We start from the raw sequence: 19,386 nt of genomic DNA on the forward strand, positions 1-19,386 counted from the left end.
CGCGAAGAAATCCGCCGCGCCGCGGGGTTTCTGAAACCCCGCGTCATCGTTAACGACCATCGCGAGCAAGCTCGCTCCTACAGGGCGAAAGGCAACGGTGTATTGATCTTCTGCCGCTGTGCCAACCGCAGTTCGAACTCCATCGGATCGTGAATCAGCACGTCCTGCCCGGCAAAAGACTCCGCCGCGATCAAGCGTGACAACCAGAAACGCACGCACGCCACCCGCAGCATGGTCGGCCACAGCTCGGCTTCGGCTGCGGTGAAAGGACGCAATGCGGCGTAGGCACCCAGCAACGCCCGCGCCCGCGGCCCGTCAATCAAGCCGTCATCGTCGGAGCACCAGTCGTTCAAGGCAATCGCCACGTCGTAGAGCATCGGCCCCGAACAGGCGTTGTAGAAATCGATCAGCCCGGTCAGGTGCGTGCCTTCGAACATCGCGTTATCGCGGAACAGATCGGCGTGGATGTTGGCCCGTGGCAATGCGAGAATTTTCTCTTTCTGCTCGGTGATTTCTTCCAGCGCCCGCTGCAACAGATCTTTCTGCTGCGGTTTGAGGTGCGAGAGAAACTGCGTGCCTTCTTCCAGCATCCAGTCCAGGCCACGATCGGTCTTGCGCTTGATCATGTTGGCCTGGGTTGCCAGGTGCAGGTGCGCCAGCAACTCACCCACCTGGGCGCAATGCTGCGCGTTGGCCTGCTTGATGTGCTTGCCGGCAAGTCGCGGTTGCAACAGCGCAGGTTTGCCGGCCAGCTCGCGCAGGGCCACGCCGTCGGTGGTACGCAGGGCGTAAGGCACCGGCAGGTCGGCCTGGTGCAGCACGTCGAGCAATTCGATGAAGAACGGCATCTCCTGCACCGGGCCACGCTCGACCAGGGTCAGGACGAATTCGCCCTGCTCCAGGCTGATAAAGAAATTGGTGTTTTCGCTACCGGCGGCAATCCCCTGGAAATCAAGCAGGCGGCCGAGGCCATAAGGGGCGAGAAAAGCTTCCAGCTCGGGCCGAGCCAGGGGGGTAAACACAGACATGGTTAAAACTGCCAGTACGAGGCGCCGCTCTTGAGCCAACGCCGGTTGAAATTAAGAAACTACTTCCACTCGAAGATCTTCCACGACGGTATCAGCATATCCGGCTGATCCGAGCGGATGAAGTTTGCATCGGTCCCGTCTGCGCGCACCAGGAAATAAGGCGGTGCGCCCTTGGGCGTGACCTTGATCGCATACAGGAAACCGTTCTGGCGGTACTCCTGGATGACCTTGTCGCCTTCCGTGCGGATCGTAACTTCCGGCTCTGGAGTCGGTGCATCGTCCGCCGCCATGACGGCCAACGGTGTGATTGCAAACAAGCCAGCCAGCAACAGGCGATTTAGTGTGCGCATGATAACCTTGTCCCTTTGTCGTCAACGGTCCCGCTATTCTAGCGCCGGACCCGCCGAAAAGGTTGATCCTGCTCATGAGCCAAGCCCCCCTCGTCCTGGTGGACGGTTCTTCTTACCTGTACCGCGCCTTTCACGCGCTGCCACCTTTGACCACGTCCAAAGGCCTGCCGACCGGCGCCGTCAAGGGCGTGTTGAACATGCTCAAGAGTCTGCGCAAGCAGTACCCGGACAGCCCCTTCGCCGTGGTGTTCGACGCCAAGGGCGGGACGTTTCGCGATGACATGTACGCCGAATACAAAGCCAACCGGCCGAGCATGCCCGACGACATGCGCGTGCAGATCGAGCCCCTGCATCAAAGCGTGATCGCCCTGGGCTTCCCGCTGTTGTGCGTCGAAGGCGTCGAGGCCGATGACGTGATCGGCACGCTGGCCCGCAGTAGCGCGGCGGCCGATCGCCCGGTGGTCATTTCCACCGGCGACAAGGACATGGCGCAACTGGTCGACGGGCACATTACCTTGGTCAATACCATGACCGGTAGCAGCATGGACGTGGAGGGCGTGAAGGAGAAATTCGGCGTCGCTCCCGAGCAGATCATCGACTACCTGGCGCTCATGGGCGATTCTTCCGACAACATTCCGGGCGTTCCCGGCATAGGTCCAAAGACCGCTTCCGGCCTGTTGGTAGGCGTGAATGGCGGCCTGACCGAGCTCTACTCGCAGCTCGACATCGTGCCGACCCTGCCGATCCGCGGTGCCAAGACCCTGCCGGCCAAGCTCGAAGAGCACAAGGAGATGGCATTCCTCTCCTATCAACTGGCGACCATCAAGGTCGACGTGCCGCTGGACATCGGTCTCGATGACCTGCAGATGGGCCCGGAAGATCTGGCCAAACTCTACGAGCTCTATACCCTGCTGGAATTCAAGAGCTGGCTGAACGATCTCGATCGGGACGCCAAACGACTCGAGCTGAGCAGCGCTGCCTCCGAGCCTGAGCCGGCAGCCGATTTGTTCGGTGCCGCCGAGGCACAAGTACCTGCGGTGACCGCTCAAGCCCAGTACGAAACCATCCTCGATCAGGCACGTTTCGACACCTGGCTGGAAAAACTCAACAGCGCCAAGCTGTTCGCCTTCGACACCGAAACCACCGGCATCGACGCACAACAGGCGCAGCTGGTAGGCCTGTCGTTCGCCGTGCAAGCCAACGAAGCCGCCTACATCCCGCTGACCCACTCCTACATCGGCGTGCCCGAGCAACTGGATCGCGACACCGTGCTTCGCGCCCTCAAGCCAATCCTGGAAGACCCGAACAAGCTCAAGGTCGGCCAGCACGCCAAGTTCGACATGAACATCCTGGCCAACTGCGCCATCGGTGGCGATCAGGCCAACGGCATCACCGTGCGCGGCATTGCCTTCGATACCATGCTTGAGTCCTACGTGCTCAACTCCACGGCCACCCGCCATGACATGGACAGCCTGGCGTTGAAGTACCTGGATCACACGACCGTGAGCTTCCAGGACATTGCCGGCAAAGGTGCCAAGCAGCTGACGTTCGACCAGATTGCCCTGGAGCAGGCCGGGCCGTACGCCGCCGAGGATGCCGACATCACCCTGCGCCTGCATCAGGCGCTGTTCGAGAAGCTCAACGCCATTCCAAGCCTGGCCAGCGTCCTGACCGACATAGAAATCCCGTTGGTGCCGGTGCTGGCGCGTATTGAACGCCAAGGCGCGTTCGTGGACGCCGCCCTGCTCGGCGTGCAAAGCATCGAACTGGGCGACAAGATGGTGGCGCTGGAGCGTGAAGCCTTCGAGATCGCCGGTGAGGAATTCAACCTGGGTTCGCCCAAGCAGCTCGGCGTCATCCTCTACGAAAAGCTCGGCCTGCCCGTGCTGAAGAAGACTGCCAAGGGCCAGCCGTCCACCGCCGAAGAGGTGCTGGCCAAACTGGCCGAGGACGACTACCGGCTGCCGAAAGTGCTCATGGAATACCGCTCCATGAGCAAGCTCAAGAGCACCTACACCGACCGTCTGCCGGAACAGATCAATCCGCGCACCGGGCGCATCCACACCTCGTACCACCAAGCCGTGGCGTCCACCGGTCGCCTGTCCTCCAGCGATCCAAACCTGCAGAACATCCCGGTGCGCACGGCTGAAGGGCGGCGCATCCGCCAGGCCTTCGTCGCCCCGACCGGTTACAAGCTGCTGGCTGCGGACTATTCGCAGATCGAACTGCGGATCATGGCGCACCTGTCCCGCGACGAAGGCCTGATGAATGCCTTCCGCCACAACCTGGACGTGCACACCGCAACTGCCGCCGAAGTGTTCAAGGTCGGACTCACTGACGTGACCTCCGACCAGCGCCGCAGCGCCAAGGCGATCAACTTCGGCCTGATCTACGGCATGGGTGCGCAGAAACTCGGCAAGGACATCGGTGTCGATACCAAGACGGCCAAGGCCTATATCGATACCTACTTCGCCCGTTACCCCGGCGTTCGCGAGTACATGGACCGCACCCGCGCCCAGGCCGCGGATCAAGGCTATGTGGAAACGTTCTTCGGGCGGCGGCTGTACCTGCCGGAGATCAACTCCAACAAGCCGCAGGAGCGTGCCGCCGCAGAACGCACGGCCATCAACGCACCGATGCAAGGCACGGCGGCCGACATCATCAAGAAAGCCATGGTGGCGGTGGATAACTGGCTGACCTCTTCCGGCCTCGACGCCAGGGTCATCCTGCAAGTGCACGATGAACTGGTGCTCGAGGTACGTGAGGACCTGGTCGAGCAGGTCAGCGAAGAGATCCGCGTGCACATGAGCGGCGCGGCAAAACTGGATGTGCCGTTGCTGGTCGAGGTCGGGGTGGGCAATAACTGGGATGAGGCTCACTGAGTCGTCGATGCTGCTGCGGCATGATGCCGCGGCAGACCGCGCAAATGCTGCTTAGTCCAAAAGGCGCTTGGGGTTATTCCAAAGCTTGCGAAAAAAAATTGAACTAATTCTGCTTCCAGCCACTCAGATTTACTGAATGGCTGGTGAAGCCCTTCGATGCTCCTATGTTGTGTTAAGTGTTGGCAGATATCTGGACCCCGCCCTAGCGGTCTAGAACTTGAACCCCGGAACTTCCCCCTCCCCATAGAAGTCCGGGGTTTTTTTTGCCTGTAGAAAACTGCCTGCTGCGATCATGCCGCACTGGCCTGACCGCATTTCAGACAGTTTCTTACTCACTCATCCGGTCTCATCCGGTTATTTCTTCGGCGCCCTTGTCCGCCAGTTCCATCCAGCCTGCCAATACAGTGTAGGCGTCTTCCAGGCCCATGCGTTTGGGCGCCGAAAACAACTGGATCGTCACGGCATCGCCCCAGCCCTTGCGGATTTCCGACTGCACCTTGAGCAGCGTGTTCTTGGCCGCGCCGTAGGTCAGCTTGTCCGCCTTGGTCAGCAGGATGTGCATCGGCATGCCGGCTGCGACGGCCCAATCGAGCATCAGCAGGTCGAAATCGGTCATCGGGTGACGGATGTCCATCATCAGGATCAGGCCTTTCAAACTCTCGCGACCACCCAGGTAGGCCTCGAGGTGACGCTGCCAGTGTTGCTTGAGCGGGATCGGTACTTTTGCATAACCGTAGCCCGGCAGGTCGACCAGACGGCGTTCATCGTCTAGCTTGAAGAAGTTCAAGAGTTGTGTGCGCCCCGGCGTTTTCGAGGTACGCGCCAGGCTCGCATGCGTCAGGGTGTTCAGAGCACTGGACTTGCCGGCGTTGGAACGCCCGGCGAAGGCGACTTCAAAGCCCTCGTCATCCGGACATTGGTCGACTTTGGCGGCGCTGAGCATGAAGGTGGACTGTTGGCACAGACCGAGGATGGGATTCTTGAATTGCATGGGATTTCCGATGTGGGCGGCGCCAGGAATAGGTGCGGCAAGCAGTGTCGCTTCCGTTTCAGTGACGCCAGTATATAATGCCGCAGATTTTGTGTGCGCTTTGTCCCGACGCAGGATGAAGTTCACGAGAGCGACAGACCTTGATTGCGCACTAGAACGCAGATCGCTCTCAACCCTGAAAAGGTCGTTTTATGACGAAATGGCTGCTAGCTGCCGCAATCTTGATGCCGCTTTACAGCGCGCAGGCTACACAGGATCCGGAAGCTGTGTACAACCGTGTTTGTGGTGCCTGTCATTCCGGCCAACTACCCATGGCGCCCCGCAAGGGCGATCAGGAAGCTTGGACGCCGAGGTTGGCGAAAGGTATGGAGACGCTGGTGCAACACGTGACCCAGGGTTTCAAGGCGATGCCGCCGCGTGGTTTGTGCATGGACTGCAGTGCCGAGGATTACCAAGCCATCATCCACTGGATGAGCGAGTAAACCCGGTCCATAACTTAACCCTTAGCCGTAGTTGGATTAGCTGATGAACAAATTGATCGTGAGTCTGCTGTTGACCGTGGGGATCTCCGGCATTGCCCATGCTGCAGGTGAGCCAGTCAAACCTGGTGACGCCGCCGCAGGCCAGGCAAAAGCCGCCGTATGTGGCGCCTGTCATGGCCCGGATGGCAACAGCATGGCGCCTAACTTTCCAAAACTGGCAGGCCAGGGCGAACGCTACCTGACCAAGCAATTGCACGACATCAAGTCGGGCAAGCGCACCGTTCTGGAAATGACTGGGCTGCTGACCAACCTGAGCGACCAGGATCTGGCAGACATCGCGGCCTACTTCGCCAGCCAGAAGGGCAGCGTCGGCGCCGCCGATGAAAAACTCGTCAAGCGCGGTGAAAACCTGTTCCGTGGCGGCGACCTGGCCAAGGGCCTGCCAGCCTGTACCGGCTGCCACTCGCCAAACGGCGCAGGCAACGCAGCCGCCGGCTTCCCGCACCTGGGTGGCCAGCACGCTCAATACGTCGCCAAGCAACTGACCGACTTCCGCAAGGAAGAAGGCGGCCGTACCAACGATGGCGACACCAAGACCATGCAGACCATTGCCAAGCGCCTGAGCGATGAAGACATCGCCGCAGTGTCCAGCTACATCCAGGGCCTGCACTAAGACCGACTGATCGGGCGTTGCGCAAGGCATACAACTCTTGCGACGTTAACGCTCTATTAATCCGTCACAGCAAGTATAAAAAGGGTGGCTTTGGCCGCCCTTTTTTGTGGCCGCTGCCGTTACACTACAGAACTCAGGCCCGCCAAGACCTGTCTTAATTCAGGTCCCGCGAGGCGATAAAATTTGTCCAGGAGTAAAGCATGCGTAATCTGATCATCAGCGCCGTTTTTGCCGCTGCCAGCCTGTTCGGCATGACTGCCCAAGCCGCTGAAGCCCCCGCCGCACCTTATGTCGAGCTGAGCAATCCGGTGCCGGTCGCCGTGCCTGGCAAGATCGAAGTGGTGGAGCTGTTCTGGTACGGTTGCCCGCACTGCTACGCCTTTGAACCGGTGATCAACCCATGGGTTGAAAAGCTGCCTTCCGACGTGAATTTCGTACGTATTCCTGCCATGTTTGGCGGTCCATGGGATGCACACGGCCAGATGTTCCTGACCCTCGAAGCCATGGGCGTCGAGCACAAGGTCCACGCTGCAGTATTCGAAGCCATCCAGAAGGAACACAAGAAGCTGACCGACAAGAACGACATGGCGGACTTCCTGGCCACCCAGGGTGTCGACAAGGACAAGTTCCTGGCCACCTTCGACTCCTTCGCCATCAAGGGCCAGATCAACAAAGCCAAAGAGCTTGCAAAGAAATATGAAATCTCTGGCGTACCCACCATGATCGTCAACGGCAAGTATCGTTTTGACGTGGGCTCTGCCGGCGGTGCCGAGCAAGCCCTGCAACTGGCCGATAAACTGGTCGACCAAGAGCGAGCGGCTAACAAGGCTGCCGCCAACTAAGCGAGGCGCCTGCCATGCGCCGCTGGGGAACCGAAAGAGTCGTTGGCCTGCATGATCCGCGGGTCAACGAGCATCACCTGGAATCGACGGGCCTGCCCGCAGACAGCCGTCTGCGCTTGCTCAGCTTCAATATCCAGGTCGGTATCAGCACCGAGCGGTATCGGCATTACCTGACCCGGGGCTGGCAACACCTGTTGCCGCATACCGGGCGTGCCGACAATCTGCAGAAGATCGGCAACCTGCTGGGCGACTTCGATCTGGTCGCCCTGCAGGAAGCCGATGGCGGAAGCCTGCGTTCTGGCTACGTCAATCAAGTCGAACATCTGGCCCAGCTCGGCGCCTTCCCCTACTGGTATCAACAACTCAATCGCAACCTCGGTCGCCTGGGCCAGCACAGTAACGGTGTACTCAGTCGCCTGCGTCCGTGGGCGATCGAAGATCATCCGCTGCCCGGGCCGAAAGGTCGCGGAGCGATTCTGGTGCGCTTCGGCGAAGGCGCGGAAGCGCTGGTGGTGGTCATGATGCACCTGGCACTCGGCGCTCGCGCCCGCAGCCTGCAACTGGCCTACATCCGCGAGCTGATCGGTGGCTACAAGCACCAGGTTTTGATGGGGGACATGAACACCCACGCCAGTGATTTGCTGCAGAACTCTCCGTTGCGCGACCTTGGCCTGCTGGCCCCGCAACTGGATGCGACATTCCCCAGCTGGCGCCCGCAGCGCTGCCTGGACCATATTCTGCTGAGCCCGAGCCTGACCCTGGAAAAGGTCGAGGTGCTGGCGCAACCCATTTCCGATCACCTGCCGGTCGCGGTAGAGATTCGTCTGCCGGGTTCGCTCACGGCCGATGCATTGCCCGCGTTGAGTCCTGCCCCCCCGCGGATCCCATGAATGAGCGAAGAAGCACAGCGCTGGAAAGAGAAATACCTTAAAAGCATCGAACAACAGGAAAAGCTCGAGCGTCGCTGGGACGCCCGGCTCGACCTGCTGCGCCGGGGGCTGGTGCGCAGCACGCTGGCAGCGGAGGGCACCGACCGCGTCGTTGACCAATGCATGAAGGAAATGCGCGAAGTGGTGCGCACCGACGACATGGACGCCGGTCTCGCCGCCCTGCTGCCACGCCTGGAAAAAGCCGTACTCGACTCCGAGCAGCGTCGGGAAACCCGGATCAACCAGACCAGCGCCGCCCTCAACGCCCTGGTCACGCAGCTGCAAACATTGCCACTGCCCCGGGAAGTCAGCCGCCCCCTCAAGCGCTTTGCCAAGCAACTGGATAGCCGCGTCAGCCAGGCGCGCGAGATGCCGTTGCTGCTCGGTGAACTGAGCGGGCTGCAAGGCAAGGCCCTGAGCCAACTGGAGAGCCCGGCGGAACCCGAACGCCCGGGCCTGTTGCAGCGGCTGTTCGGTCAACGTGACGCCGAAGAAGCCGCCCCCTCGCAACAGGCACCTTTCGCGCAGACGGGCGAAACTGTTCTGGCGCCTGTAGTTGCGACTCCATCCGTCGTGGCCGACACCGTGCCAGAGCTGACCCCGGACATACCGCCTGAATCTGCTGCGCCAGACCTTGAGGCGCAGCAAGCGCCTGTCACAGCCACGCCTCAGGCTGAACAAGCACTCAATCCCGACGAATTGAGCCCGGCCCTGTTGCTCGACACCTTGCCGCTGCCCGAGCCCATGGCCCAGACCCTGGCTGCCATCGATACAAGGCTGCCCGAGCAGGACATGCTCTACGCCCTGCCCGATTCGCCCGAGCCATCGTACAGTTCGGTCGCCAAGCACATTGAAGACACCTTGCTGGGCTTGCTCGACGACCTGACGCTACCCGAGCGGCATCGCCCGCAAGCCGAATCAATGCGTGAACGTCTGAAAAATGGATTGAACTGGTATGAACTGCTGCCGATCCTCGACGATCTGGCGACTTTGATGCTGGCCATTTCCGACAGTGGGCAACACGAATTCGAAGCCTATCTGCAGCGGCTCAACGAACGCCTGGAATCTTTCCAGAGCAACCTGCAAGCTGCCAGCGCCGGCCATGCCGACAGCCGATCCGCCGCCCATGCGATGGACACGCAGATTCGCGAACAGGTCGACGGCCTGCAGAGCAGCGTGCAGGAAGCAGCCGACCTGGATGACCTCAAGCACGTCCTGGAAAACCATCTGGAAGGCTTGCTCGGCACCATGGACCAGCACCGCCAGCAGCGCGACGAACGCGAGCAGGAGGTGGCGGCCCGCCTGCAAAGCCTGGCCGAACGGGTTGCCCACATGGAACAGGAAGCCCAGGGCTTTCGCGAGCACCTCGAAGAGCAACGCCAGAAAGCCCTGATCGACCCGCTGACCGGCCTGCCCAACCGCGCGGCCTGGAGCGAGCGCCTGGAGCATGAGATCGGCCAATGGCAGCAGCACGGCAACACGCTGCTGCTGGCCATGCTCGACCTCGATCACTTCAAGCGCATCAATGACAATTACGGGCACCTGGCGGGCGACAAGGTACTGAAAATCATTGCCAGCGTGCTGCGCAAGCGCCTGCGCGGAACGGATTTCATTGCGCGGTTTGGCGGCGAGGAGTTTGTCCTGCTGATGCCGTCCACCGTCCCGGCGAACGGCAAAAAACTCCTGGAAACACTGCGCGCCGCTATCGAAGCCTGCCCATTTCATTTCCGGGGTGAGCCGGTAACGGTCACCCTCTCCATAGGCCTGGCGGCATTCAGAGCCGGTGAGCACAGCGATCTGGTGCTCAAAAGAGCCGATCAGGCGCTCTACCGGGCAAAACATGCCGGGCGCAACCGGGTGGAGATGGGCTGAACGCTTGTCGCTGCTTTTTGTTCAAATCGTTGCGATGAGCCAACACGCACAAGACAGTACGTTACACTGTTGCATTACTGTCTTTTGTGCGTTGGCTTTCCCATGAAATATCTTGCCCTCCTCGTGTCACTGATTCTGTTGGCCGGTTGCGCCAGCGGTCCCCGCTACGACACCAGTCATGCTTCGGCCAACCACGACAGTCGTATTCAGTTCGTCGTACTCCACTACACCTCGGCATCGCTGGACCGCTCGCTGCAACTGCTGACCCACGGCGAAGTCAGCAGCCACTACCTGGTCGGCGACGACAAGAACGCGACCATCTACAAGCTGATGGATGAAAATCTGCGGTCCTGGCACGCCGGGGAAAGCCAGTGGCAAGGTCGGACCTGGATGAACTCCAGCTCCATCGGCATCGAAATCGTCAATCCAGGCTTCAAGGACACCCCGACCGGGCGCCTGTGGTACCCCTACTCCGAAGCGCAGGTGCAGTCCCTGATCGTCCTGCTCAAGGACATCAGCCAGCGCTACGCCATCAGCCCGCGCAACATTGTCGGCCATAGCGACATCGCACCCTTACGCAAGCTTGATCCGGGGCCCCTGTTTCCCTGGAAGCGCCTGGCCGAGCAAGGGATCGGCATTTGGCCGAATGAGCAAGCCGTAGCGCGCCAGCAAATCCGCTTCGAAACACAGCTGCCAAGCATCAGCTGGTTCCAGACACAATTGGCCCGCTTCGGTTATGACACGCCGCAAACCGGTGAGCTGGACGTCGCTACCCGCCATGTCCTGGCGGCCTTCCAGATGCATTTCCGACCGTCGCGCTATGACGGTACGCCGGACGCACAAACAGCTGCGATGCTTCAGGTATTAATTCAGACAAAATAATGACGATCGCCCGACGGTCAGCACGTTTCTCAAACAGCAGCTATAACTCATTGGTAATCCGTCGGATATTCCATAATGACTGTAGCTCGAGAGACACTCAGAAGTTGGTTCTATCGCCCTTGGTTTCTGGCGATGCTGGCTGCTGTCTTGAGCGCTACATTGATGATGGCCGGCAGCTACTTCGTCGCCATTCACCAGGTTGAGCAAAACGAAAGCTGGGAAATGAACGCCCAAGGCGAACGCTTCCTCGCCCGACTGGAGCAACTGTTTGGGCAATTGCGCGAAAGTCTCGATGACCTGGAAGCCCAGCCACTGCGCAGCTGCGACGACGACATGATCGCGACCCTGCAGCAGGTCAGCTTCAATTATCGCTTCGTCTATGAGGCGGCCTACATGGACGACTCGCGAATCTGCTCCAACCGTCCGCGCCAGGAAGGCTTGTCCCTGATAAGGCCACCGGACATCAAAGGCCCCACCTACAGCTACTGGTTGAACACCACCACCGAGCCCGATGAAAACCGCGCCGCGCTGATGCTCGGTCGGGGCAATTTCCGGGTAGCGACCTCTCGCGGCCATTTGACCGACATGGTCGACCTGTCGCCGGGTAGCAGCCTGCTGGTGGTACTTGACCATGGCACCCGGGCGATTCCGGTATTGGGCATCGCGCAAGCCTGGCCACCGACCGGCCATTGGCCGCCGAAAACCCGTGATGCGCTGCAAGTCACCCCGGCCAAGTTGATTTACCGCATGCCCACTGACAACCCGGAATACCAGCTGGTACTGATCAGCCCGCGCAGCGGCACGCATATACCACCTGTGTGGTGGTGGCTGCTACCCGCCTGTGTGCTATTGGCACTGTGCGTGGGTTTCCTGGTGTTCTTGCTGGTGCGGCAACGCCAGTCACTGGACGCTGAACTGACGGGCGCCATTCGTCGAGGCGAGTTGCAGGTGCTGTATCAACCGATCTTCGACCTCGACAGCCGTAACTGTGTCGGGGCTGAGGCCCTGCTGCGCTGGCGCAGGCCGGATGGCACCCTGACCAGTCCCGACCTGTTCATTCCGATGGCGGAGAACACCGGGCAGATCCGCCAGATGACCGACTTTGTCCTGCAACGCCTGCTCGAGCAACTGGGGCAACTGCTGCGCGCCAATCCGCAGTTGTATATCTCGGTCAACCTGGCGGCCTGTGATGTCATGGTGCCGCGGATCGGCCAGGTGATGGCCCGCCTGTTGACCCTGCACCGGGTCGCCGCCAAGCAGATTGCCTTCGAAGTCACCGAACGCGGATTGATCGATGTGGTGGTGGCCCGGGAAAACCTGCAAGCCTTGCGGGATGTCGGGCATCAGGTACTGATCGATGACTTTGGCACCGGTTATTGCAGCCTCGCCTACCTGCAAACCCTGCCGGTGGATTGCCTCAAGATCGACAAGGCTTTCATCGATGCGCTGGGCCACGACGCGGCGAGCAGCGGTGTCGCCCCGCATATCATTCACATGGCCCAGTCACTGCACTTGAAGGTGATTGCCGAAGGTATCGAGCATGAAGCCCAGGCAGCGCTCCTGAGCAGTGAGGGGGTGAAATTCGGCCAAGGCTGGCTATTCGCTCACGCACTGAGTGCGGTGCAGTTCATCGAGCTGATTACCCGAGGTCGCCGACTGGCCGGCCGACGCCTGGATGACGAAGCGTAAAAAGCGCTTACACCGTCAACGTCATATAAAACTGAGTGCCCTGCCCCGGACGCGAATAAACGCCCATCCGGCCACCATGCAGCTGCACGATTTCCTTGCACAACGCCAGACCGAGCCCGGCCCCGCCTTTCTTTCGACCGACCTGGACAAAGGGCTCGAAGATCCGCCCCTGCTGCCCATAGGCAATGCCTTCACCATTATCTTCGACGCTGATGATGACCCGATCCCCATGCCGCCTGGCTTGCAGGCGTATCAGTCCGCCACTGGCGGTATGGCGCATCGCGTTATCGATCAGGTTATCGAGCACCCGGTCCAGTTGCGGCTGATCGGCTTGCAACCTTGGCAAGGGCCCCTGGACTTCTACCAGGAGCTCGACGCCCTTCTCTTGCGCACCGTCGTTAAAGCGAACCTGCGCTTGCTCCAGCAAATCTTCGATGGAGCACGGCGCCAGGGTGAGCTTCTGCAAGCCATTCTGGTAGCGAGAGAAATTCAGCAAGTCGTTGATCAGCTGCATCAGCCGCTGCATTTCTTCGTTGACGGTGTCCAGCAAGTCGGCTTCACGGGACTCTTGCGGGAAATGCGCGCGTTCGCGAAACAAGCCAAATGCCATGTGCATGCCGGTCACGGGTGTGCGCAATTCATGGGAGGCGCGCAAGACGAACTCGCTGCGCACCCGCTCGAAGGCCCGTTGCTCGGTCACGTCGTGCAGCACCATCACCGCACCGAGAATCTGCCCCTGGGTATGAATGACCGGCGTCAGGCTATAAGTCAGCAACCGCGTCTCGCCATCGACCTCGATACTCAGGTCATCCGGCACTCGCTCCAGCGTACCCCCACGCAACACCAGCTGCAGCTGCTCATCGAGTTCAGGGTGCTCCAGCGCCTCCCCCAGGCCTCGCCCGAGCCGATCGGTGTCCCAGCCCAACTGACGCTGCGCTACCGGGTTGAGGTGCTCCAGGTGCCCCTGGCGGTCGATCATCAACAAGCCGTCGTCGATGCCGTCGAGTACCGCCTGCAGTCTCTGCTGTCCTGCCAGCAGTTCATCGACGTTGGTGGCCTGATGTTGGCGTAGCGCCTCGGCCATGATCCCGAAGCGCCGGGTCAGCTGGTTCAGTTCCACGGCCGAGGACACCGGCAGCGTGACGTCGAAATTACCCTGACCGATATGATCCGCGGCCTGCGCCAGGGCCTCGATGGGTTCGCCGAAGCGCCGGGCGATGGCATGTGCGGTCACGAAGCCGATGATCAACACCGCCAGCCCGACCAGGCCAAGCAGCCCGGCGATGAGCAGCGCACGCTCACGGGCCTTGCGTTCGACGGTGCTTATATCGTCAAGCGCCCGCTTGTGTTCAATGATCAAGCCATTGCGCAGCAAATTGAATTTTTCGGTCAGCTCATCGTTGCCGCTGAGCACCCGCGTCGGGTCAGCGGACGCCTCATACGCGCGAATAAAGCTCAGATAGTCAGCCTTGGCCTTTTTGAACCCGTGATCGAGGCCTACGTCGGACGGCTCCTGGGCAATGCCTTCTTCCAGCAACTCAAGGTAACGCTGTCTGGATGCCTCGAAGGCGGCCGGATCGTTTTTTTCACTGAGCATGATGATCAACTGATCGCCCAGGGTCTGGCGCAGCTTGAGCCCCAGATCCAGGGTGACGAAGTTGCTGCGCACCAGCGCTTCCTGGCTCCCGGCCATCTGCAGCACACTGACAAGACCCAGCAGCAGGCCCAGCAGGGCGACGGTGATCAGCGCGGAAATGCTGAGGAACAGCCGGGTCTGCAACTTCATCGTCAGTTTCATCGCCCCTGACTCACAGGTTGTACTGCTTGCGCTTGCGATACAGCGTCGAAGCGTCGATCCCCAAGGTCTTGGCGGCTTGATCCAGAGTCCCCGCGGTGGCGAGGACGGCACCGATATGGGCCTTTTCCAGCTCATCCAGGCTCAACGGCGCACCAATGCGCGGGGCGTTATTGACCGGTGATTCGGCCATGCCCAGGTGGGTGATCTCGACCCGTTCCTGCGGGCAGATAATGCTCGCGCGCTCCACCACGTTACGCAACTCGCGAATGTTTCCCGGCCAGCGGTAACCCAGCAACGCCTCACGGGCCTCTTCGCTGAAGCCCCGTGCCGGGCGCGCATATTCCTTGACGAACCGGGCCAGAAACCGGTCGGCGAGGTTGAGAATGTCTTCCCGGCGTTCGCGCAGCGGCGGCAGGTGCAAGGTAATGACGTTGAGACGATACAGCAGGTCCTCGCGGAAACGGCCGTCGCGGACCATGTCCTCGAGGTTTTGGTTGGTGGCCGCGAGAATGCGCACATCGGCTCGACGAGTGACCGGATCCCCTACCCGCTCGTATTCCTTGTCTTGAATGAAACGCAGCAGCTTTGGCTGCAAAACCAGGGGAAAATCGCCGATTTCGTCAAGAAACAAGGTACCGCCATCGGCTTGGTTGACCCGTCCCAAGGTGCTTTCGCTGGCGCCGGTAAAGGCGCCCCGGCTGTGGCCGAACAGCTCGCTTTCCATCAGCTCGGCAGTCAGCGACGGGCAGTTGATGGTGATGCAGGATTTCTTCGCGCGCTTGCTCCAGCCGTGAATCGCCTGGGACAATTCGCCTTTACCGGTGCCGGACTCGCCGAGGATCAAGATGTTGGCATCGGTACCGGCTACCTGGCGGGCGGTCTCGAGCACGACTTTCATCGCCGGGCTGTGTGAGTCCAGTCCATCCTTGGGCTTACGTATCTCACCTTCCAGAGCTTCCAGGCGTGCCGACAGCTGCCGCACTTCCAGTTGCTTGGCGGTGGCCAGGCGCAACTGATCGGGGCTGCACGGCTTGACCAGATAGTCGGCGGCACCGGCCTGGATCGCATCCACGGCAGTGTCCACGGCAGAATGCGCGGTGACGATCACCACGCGCATCCATGGCGCCTGGATGCGCATCTGCGCCAGGACGTCCAGGCCGTTGTCCTCTCCGAGGCGCAAATCCAGGAAGCACAGGTCGAAGACCTGACGTTGCAGCAAGGCTTCCGCTTGCGCGGCGCTGTTAGCGGTCGCCACGCTGTAGCCTTCATCTTCAAGGCAATAGCGGAAGGTTCGCAGGATGGCAGACTCATCATCCACCAAAAGAATGCGGCCTTGGTGCTCAGTGGCGGATTCCATTTTCCTACGCTCCTTAATGAATGATCTTGTTTAGTCACGGAAAAATCGGGCAAGTTGCATGGTTCATTCTGATCCATTCCTGCCATGGCAGGGTAGCTATCTCCTGTCCCCTCTCTTCAGCACCCGGGTTTGCGCGTCTTTGAAAGAAAACCCGAACCAGAGATGCCTTGCGTCCATTTCTGACAGCTGCGCCCTCCTCTCAATTCAAAAATATTGCGACGTCTTTGCAATGAGTCGTGCATTACGCACGACCCCACGAGGGCTCATCGTGCAGGATGCGTCGGGCCGTCTTTGTGGCTTGAAGATAACTTATTGTTTTTAAAAGATTTTTTAAAGGAAAAAAGCTGGCATGCAGGCTGCAATAACCTGATTAACGCAGGGCAACAACAAAAGCCCTCAACCAGATATCCCCAGCGTGGGAGGAGCTTCAGGATGAATCGTCAACGTGCCGCCCAATTGCATCTCTCGCCACTGCATGTTCAGCAAGGCCTGTTTGCGGTACTTGCACTGTTGATCACCCTGTTTGCCGGTCAACAGTTCCTTCTTTGGGAACAGAGCCAGCAGCCAGAAGCCCCGAGCGTATCGTTTGAACATCCGACCCAAACCCACTTCAGCGCGGCAGGCAGCGGTTTGGCAGACAACACCCCGATGAGAATGATGGACGTCGACCAGGCGCAGCCCGCCGATGAGATGCCCCGTCAGGAACGCTGGGTGTTCTAGGCATATCGACTTGGTGCGCTCGTCGCGCCGGGAATGCAGCACCTTTAAATAGAAACGTAAGGAGAATCACCATGTTGAGCTGGGCAATCACATTCTTGATCATTGCCATTGTCGCCGCAGTCCTGGGCTTCGGTGGTATCGCGGGCACCGCCACGGGTATCGCCAAGATTCTCTTTGTCGTGTTCCTGGTGATGTTCATCGCTTCCTTCTTCTTTGGCCGTCGCGGCCGAGGGTGAACATGAGCGTTTCGTTAAAGACACTGGCAGCCGCCCTGCTACTGGGCGGTAGTGCCATGGCAATCGCCGCCAATGATGGGCAGGCACGGGTCAACGAGCTTTTGAACGCTGACCCGCAGTACCGCGAAACCTGGCAAGGCGTGGTAAAGAAGGAAGAACGCCTGCCGGAATGGGTGATGAACCTGTCCGGCGATGCCCAACAAATGAACGCCGTTGAAGAGGATGGCGACAAATATCTGGTGGGGCCGCTGTGCCAATCCCAAGCCAGCTGCACCAGCGAACGCCTGATCGTTGCCGTCAGTTTCGACAAAAAAGAGGCTTACGCCATGCTGGTCGAAGTACCGGCAGGATTGCCGGCCGACAAGTCGCCCACGCGGCATGCCAACTACCGTTTCCTCGGAGAACCGGACCAGGGCATGCAGGACTTGTTAATGGAGCAGCTGAAAAAAGATCCAAAGTGGTACTGATTCGAAGACGCGAAAGAAGCTCACCGCTTCTTTGCCGCTGCGCCACCTGAGGAAGGCAGGCGCATGACCAAGGGGTCGGGACGTTCTGCCTGTTTCAGGGGCGGAGTGAGCTACGGGTACAGGGAGTGCCTGCGCAAGGGCCGGGTCAGGGTAAAGCTGCCACGCAAGTTCGCCAGCCGACGGAGGTTCGACGGACTTGCGTAGAGCTTATGGCTCAAGGCGCTGTACTGGAAAAACCAATGTTTTACGTTCACGGCGCTCAATGAGCGACCGTACATCGAGAAAAATCGCCTTGCTTTTGTGCCCGGGCCTCGGCGCACATCAGGGCTTTTTCCGTCTTTTCGAAGCCCCTCCCAGCTGATCAAAAAACATCCAACTTGCTCTGTGATGGCCGGTTCACGGCACTTTTGCCTGCCAATATGTCGCATTCGAACCGGTTGGGACGCGCGTTTCACTAGAAAAACCTCATGCCGATTCGGCATAGGGTAGGCGTTTACGGCATTAGACGTCGCTTCCTTGCATCGGAATAGTTGCGCCTTTTTTCGCCTGCCAGAGAGCCACTAACAAGCGCTCCGGGGCTCCTTATACGGGGGCAAGTGCCCTGACGTTTTCGCCACAAGCGAATCCGCTCATGCATTTGTCCGAGTCAAACTGAAGTAAGGGTAAAGATATGAAGAAGGCAAAGCTTAGCCTCGCCTGGCAGATCCTCATCGGTCTGGTATTGGGGATTGCAATCGGTGCGCTGCTCAACCATTTCAGTGCCGAAAAAGCCTGGTGGATCAGCAACGTCCTGCAACCAGCGGGCGATATCTTTATCCGTCTGATCAAGATGATCGTGATCCCGATCGTCATTTCCTCCCTGATCGTCGGCATTGCCGGCGTCGGTGACGCCAAGAAGCTGGGGCGCATCGGTTTCAAGACCATCATCTACTTCGAAATCGTCACCACCATCGCCATCGTGGTCGGTCTGCTGTTGGCCAACCTTTTCCATCCGGGTGCCGGCATCGACATGAGCACCCTGGGCACTGTGGACATTTCCAAGTACCAGGCCACGGCGGCCGAAGTTCAGCATGAACACGCGTTCATCGAAACCATCCTCAACCTGATCCCGTCGAACATCTTCGCGGCCATGGTTCGCGGCGAAATGCTGCCGATCATCTTCTTCTCCGTGCTGTTCGGTCTCGGTTTGTCGAGCCTGCAGGCGGACCTGCGCGAGCCGCTGGTGAAAATGTTCCAGGGCGTTTCGGAAAGCATGTTCAAGGTCACTCACATGATCATGAACTACGCCCCGATCGGCGTGTTCGCACTGATCGCAGTGACCGTGGCCAACTTCGGCTTCGCGTCGCTGGTTCCGCTGGCCAAACTGGTGATCCTGGTTTACTTCGCCATCGCCTTCTTCGCCTTCGTGGTGCTGGGCCTGATCGCTCGCCTGTTCGGCTTCTCGGTGATCAAGCTGATGCGCATCTTCAAGGATGAGCTGGTACTGGCCTACTCCACCGCCAGCTCCGAAACCGTGCTGCCGCGCGTGATCGAGAAAATGGAAGCCTATGGCGCGCCAAAAGCCATTTGCAGCTTCGTGGTGCCAACCGGTTACTCGTTCAACCTGGACGGTTCGACCCTGTACCAGAGCATCGCAGCCATCTTCATTGCCCAGCTGTACGGCATCGACCTGTCGATCAGCCAGCAATTGCTGCTGGTACTGACCCTGATGGTCACCTCCAAAGGTATTGCCGGCGTTCCGGGCGTGTCCTTCGTGGTGCTGCTGGCAACCTTGGGCAGCGTCGGTATCCCGCTCGAAGGCCTGGCATTCATCGCCGGTGTCGACCGCGTGATGGACATGGCGCGTACCGCTCTGAACGTGATCGGCAATGCCCTGGCCGTGCTGGTCATCTCCCGCTGGGAAGGCATGTACGACGACGCCAAGGGCCAGCGCTACTGGAACTCCCTGCCGCACTGGCGCAGCAAGGAAAAGCTGCCGGCTGGCGAAACCTCCAGCAACTGACGCACAACCTGTAGGAGCTGGCTTGCCAGCGAAGGGGCCTTCGAGCCTTGCATCGCCAATGATGACGCCTTCGCCGGCAAGCCGACTCCTACAAGAGTCTGTAATAGGTATACACAAACCCCGGAGAAATCCGGGGTTTGTCGTTTCTGGTCACCCCGCTATCATTCGCGCATCTTTTGGGGGATT

General features: G+C 59.8%; 17 protein-coding genes. 12 read left to right on the forward strand and 5 right to left on the reverse strand.

Annotation, left to right across the window (positions count from 1 at the left end):
- Nucleotides 1-77: 77 nt before the first annotated feature.
- Both ACYP2Q_RS08860 and ACYP2Q_RS08865 read right to left on the reverse strand, forming a co-directional pair.
- A complete protein-coding gene (locus tag ACYP2Q_RS08860; RefSeq protein WP_459730139.1) occupies nucleotides 78-1,028 on the reverse strand; it encodes a homoserine kinase in 951 nt (316 codons plus the stop codon).
- Nucleotides 1,029-1,087: 59 nt separating this feature from the next.
- Nucleotides 1,088-1,378 (reverse strand): DUF2782 domain-containing protein, encoded by a 291-nt coding sequence (locus ACYP2Q_RS08865; RefSeq protein WP_046818667.1) that lies wholly within the window; start codon nucleotides 1,376-1,378, stop codon nucleotides 1,088-1,090.
- 74 nt (nucleotides 1,379-1,452) lie between these two features.
- Between ACYP2Q_RS08865 and polA the strand changes: the two genes are divergently transcribed.
- Nucleotides 1,453-4,260, forward strand: a complete 2,808-nt coding sequence (gene polA, locus ACYP2Q_RS08870; RefSeq protein WP_459730140.1) for a DNA polymerase I — start codon at nucleotides 1,453-1,455, stop codon at nucleotides 4,258-4,260.
- Nucleotides 4,261-4,606: 346 nt separating this feature from the next.
- Here the strand turns inward: polA and yihA are convergent, their stop codons facing one another.
- Complete coding sequence (yihA, locus tag ACYP2Q_RS08875) at nucleotides 4,607-5,251, reverse strand: ribosome biogenesis GTP-binding protein YihA/YsxC (protein WP_459730141.1); 645 nt, start codon at nucleotides 5,249-5,251, stop codon at nucleotides 4,607-4,609.
- A 191-nt stretch (nucleotides 5,252-5,442) separates the two neighbouring features.
- Between yihA and ACYP2Q_RS08880 the strand changes: the two genes are divergently transcribed.
- From ACYP2Q_RS08880 to ACYP2Q_RS08910, 7 genes are all read left to right on the forward strand, one after another.
- The gene (locus tag ACYP2Q_RS08880) at nucleotides 5,443-5,733 is read left to right on the forward strand and encodes a c-type cytochrome (protein ID WP_274073825.1); all 291 of its coding nucleotides are present in this window, start codon (nucleotides 5,443-5,445) and stop codon (nucleotides 5,731-5,733) included.
- A gap of 43 nt (nucleotides 5,734-5,776) precedes the next feature.
- Complete coding sequence (locus tag ACYP2Q_RS08885) at nucleotides 5,777-6,406, forward strand: c-type cytochrome (RefSeq protein ID WP_459730142.1); 630 nt, start codon at nucleotides 5,777-5,779, stop codon at nucleotides 6,404-6,406.
- Nucleotides 6,407-6,606: 200 nt separating this feature from the next.
- Complete coding sequence (locus ACYP2Q_RS08890; RefSeq protein ID WP_459730143.1) at nucleotides 6,607-7,248, forward strand: thiol:disulfide interchange protein DsbA/DsbL; 642 nt, start codon at nucleotides 6,607-6,609, stop codon at nucleotides 7,246-7,248.
- Between the two features lie 14 nt (nucleotides 7,249-7,262).
- Nucleotides 7,263-8,138 carry an endonuclease/exonuclease/phosphatase family protein gene (locus ACYP2Q_RS08895; RefSeq protein WP_459730144.1) on the forward strand — a complete coding sequence of 292 codons (876 nt, stop codon included), beginning with the start codon at nucleotides 7,263-7,265 and terminating at the stop codon, nucleotides 8,136-8,138.
- Nucleotides 8,139-10,049 carry a GGDEF domain-containing protein gene (locus tag ACYP2Q_RS08900; RefSeq protein WP_459730145.1) on the forward strand — a complete coding sequence of 637 codons (1,911 nt, stop codon included), beginning with the start codon at nucleotides 8,139-8,141 and terminating at the stop codon, nucleotides 10,047-10,049.
- 102 nt (nucleotides 10,050-10,151) lie between these two features.
- Entirely contained in the window at nucleotides 10,152-10,931 is a 780-nt protein-coding gene (locus ACYP2Q_RS08905) for an N-acetylmuramoyl-L-alanine amidase (protein WP_459730146.1), read from the forward strand.
- A 75-nt stretch (nucleotides 10,932-11,006) separates the two neighbouring features.
- On the forward strand, nucleotides 11,007-12,620 hold the full coding sequence (locus ACYP2Q_RS08910) for an EAL domain-containing protein (RefSeq protein WP_459730147.1): 1,614 nt from the start codon (nucleotides 11,007-11,009) through the stop codon (nucleotides 12,618-12,620).
- A gap of 7 nt (nucleotides 12,621-12,627) precedes the next feature.
- Here the strand turns inward: ACYP2Q_RS08910 and ACYP2Q_RS08915 are convergent, their stop codons facing one another.
- Nucleotides 12,628-14,418, reverse strand: a complete 1,791-nt coding sequence (locus ACYP2Q_RS08915) for a KinB sensor domain-containing domain (protein ID WP_459730148.1) — start codon at nucleotides 14,416-14,418, stop codon at nucleotides 12,628-12,630.
- Between the two features lie 10 nt (nucleotides 14,419-14,428).
- Nucleotides 14,429-15,775 carry a sigma-54-dependent response regulator transcription factor AlgB gene (gene algB / locus ACYP2Q_RS08920; RefSeq protein ID WP_459730149.1) on the reverse strand — a complete coding sequence of 449 codons (1,347 nt, stop codon included), beginning with the start codon at nucleotides 15,773-15,775 and terminating at the stop codon, nucleotides 14,429-14,431.
- A 432-nt stretch (nucleotides 15,776-16,207) separates the two neighbouring features.
- Here algB and ACYP2Q_RS08925 point away from each other — a divergent pair, with 432 nt between their 5' ends.
- From ACYP2Q_RS08925 to gltP, 4 genes are all read left to right on the forward strand, one after another.
- Entirely contained in the window at nucleotides 16,208-16,495 is a 288-nt protein-coding gene (locus ACYP2Q_RS08925; protein WP_459730150.1) for a hypothetical protein, read from the forward strand.
- Nucleotides 16,496-16,566: 71 nt separating this feature from the next.
- Entirely contained in the window at nucleotides 16,567-16,731 is a 165-nt protein-coding gene (locus ACYP2Q_RS08930) for a DUF1328 domain-containing protein (RefSeq protein ID WP_003170804.1), read from the forward strand.
- A 2-nt stretch (nucleotides 16,732-16,733) separates the two neighbouring features.
- Nucleotides 16,734-17,198 (forward strand): inhibitor of vertebrate lysozyme family protein, encoded by a 465-nt coding sequence (locus ACYP2Q_RS08935; protein ID WP_459730151.1) that lies wholly within the window; start codon nucleotides 16,734-16,736, stop codon nucleotides 17,196-17,198.
- Between the two features lie 670 nt (nucleotides 17,199-17,868).
- Nucleotides 17,869-19,200, forward strand: coding sequence for a glutamate/aspartate:proton symporter GltP (gene gltP, locus ACYP2Q_RS08940; RefSeq protein ID WP_459730152.1), 1,332 nt, complete (start codon nucleotides 17,869-17,871; stop codon nucleotides 19,198-19,200).
- Nucleotides 19,201-19,386: the final 186 nt, after the last annotated feature.

The sequence above is a fragment of the Pseudomonas sp. MHK4 genome, from assembly GCF_054600775.1.

What these genes read in the sequence shown, in the direction of transcription:
- ACYP2Q_RS08880 (WP_274073825.1), top strand. Translation starts at nt 5,443, where the DNA reads ATGACGAAATGGCTGCTAGCTGCCGCAATCTTGATGCCGCTTTACAGC.
- ACYP2Q_RS08885 (WP_459730142.1), top strand. Translation starts at nt 5,777, where the DNA reads ATGAACAAATTGATCGTGAGTCTGCTGTTGACCGTGGGGATCTCCGGC.
- ACYP2Q_RS08865 (WP_046818667.1), bottom strand. Translation starts at nt 1,378, where the DNA reads ATGCGCACACTAAATCGCCTGTTGCTGGCTGGCTTGTTTGCAATCACA.
- ACYP2Q_RS08925 (WP_459730150.1), top strand. Translation starts at nt 16,208, where the DNA reads ATGAATCGTCAACGTGCCGCCCAATTGCATCTCTCGCCACTGCATGTT.
- ACYP2Q_RS08895 (WP_459730144.1), top strand. Translation starts at nt 7,263, where the DNA reads ATGCGCCGCTGGGGAACCGAAAGAGTCGTTGGCCTGCATGATCCGCGG.
- ACYP2Q_RS08900 (WP_459730145.1), top strand. Translation starts at nt 8,139, where the DNA reads ATGAGCGAAGAAGCACAGCGCTGGAAAGAGAAATACCTTAAAAGCATC.
- algB (WP_459730149.1), bottom strand. Translation starts at nt 15,775, where the DNA reads ATGGAATCCGCCACTGAGCACCAAGGCCGCATTCTTTTGGTGGATGAT.
- gltP (WP_459730152.1), top strand. Translation starts at nt 17,869, where the DNA reads ATGAAGAAGGCAAAGCTTAGCCTCGCCTGGCAGATCCTCATCGGTCTG.
- ACYP2Q_RS08935 (WP_459730151.1), top strand. Translation starts at nt 16,734, where the DNA reads ATGAGCGTTTCGTTAAAGACACTGGCAGCCGCCCTGCTACTGGGCGGT.
- ACYP2Q_RS08860 (WP_459730139.1), bottom strand. Translation starts at nt 1,028, where the DNA reads ATGTCTGTGTTTACCCCCCTGGCTCGGCCCGAGCTGGAAGCTTTTCTC.
- ACYP2Q_RS08890 (WP_459730143.1), top strand. Translation starts at nt 6,607, where the DNA reads ATGCGTAATCTGATCATCAGCGCCGTTTTTGCCGCTGCCAGCCTGTTC.
- polA (WP_459730140.1), top strand. Translation starts at nt 1,453, where the DNA reads ATGAGCCAAGCCCCCCTCGTCCTGGTGGACGGTTCTTCTTACCTGTAC.
- ACYP2Q_RS08930 (WP_003170804.1), top strand. Translation starts at nt 16,567, where the DNA reads ATGTTGAGCTGGGCAATCACATTCTTGATCATTGCCATTGTCGCCGCA.
- yihA (WP_459730141.1), bottom strand. Translation starts at nt 5,251, where the DNA reads ATGCAATTCAAGAATCCCATCCTCGGTCTGTGCCAACAGTCCACCTTC.
- ACYP2Q_RS08905 (WP_459730146.1), top strand. Translation starts at nt 10,152, where the DNA reads ATGAAATATCTTGCCCTCCTCGTGTCACTGATTCTGTTGGCCGGTTGC.
- ACYP2Q_RS08915 (WP_459730148.1), bottom strand. Translation starts at nt 14,418, where the DNA reads ATGAAACTGACGATGAAGTTGCAGACCCGGCTGTTCCTCAGCATTTCC.
- ACYP2Q_RS08910 (WP_459730147.1), top strand. Translation starts at nt 11,007, where the DNA reads ATGACTGTAGCTCGAGAGACACTCAGAAGTTGGTTCTATCGCCCTTGG.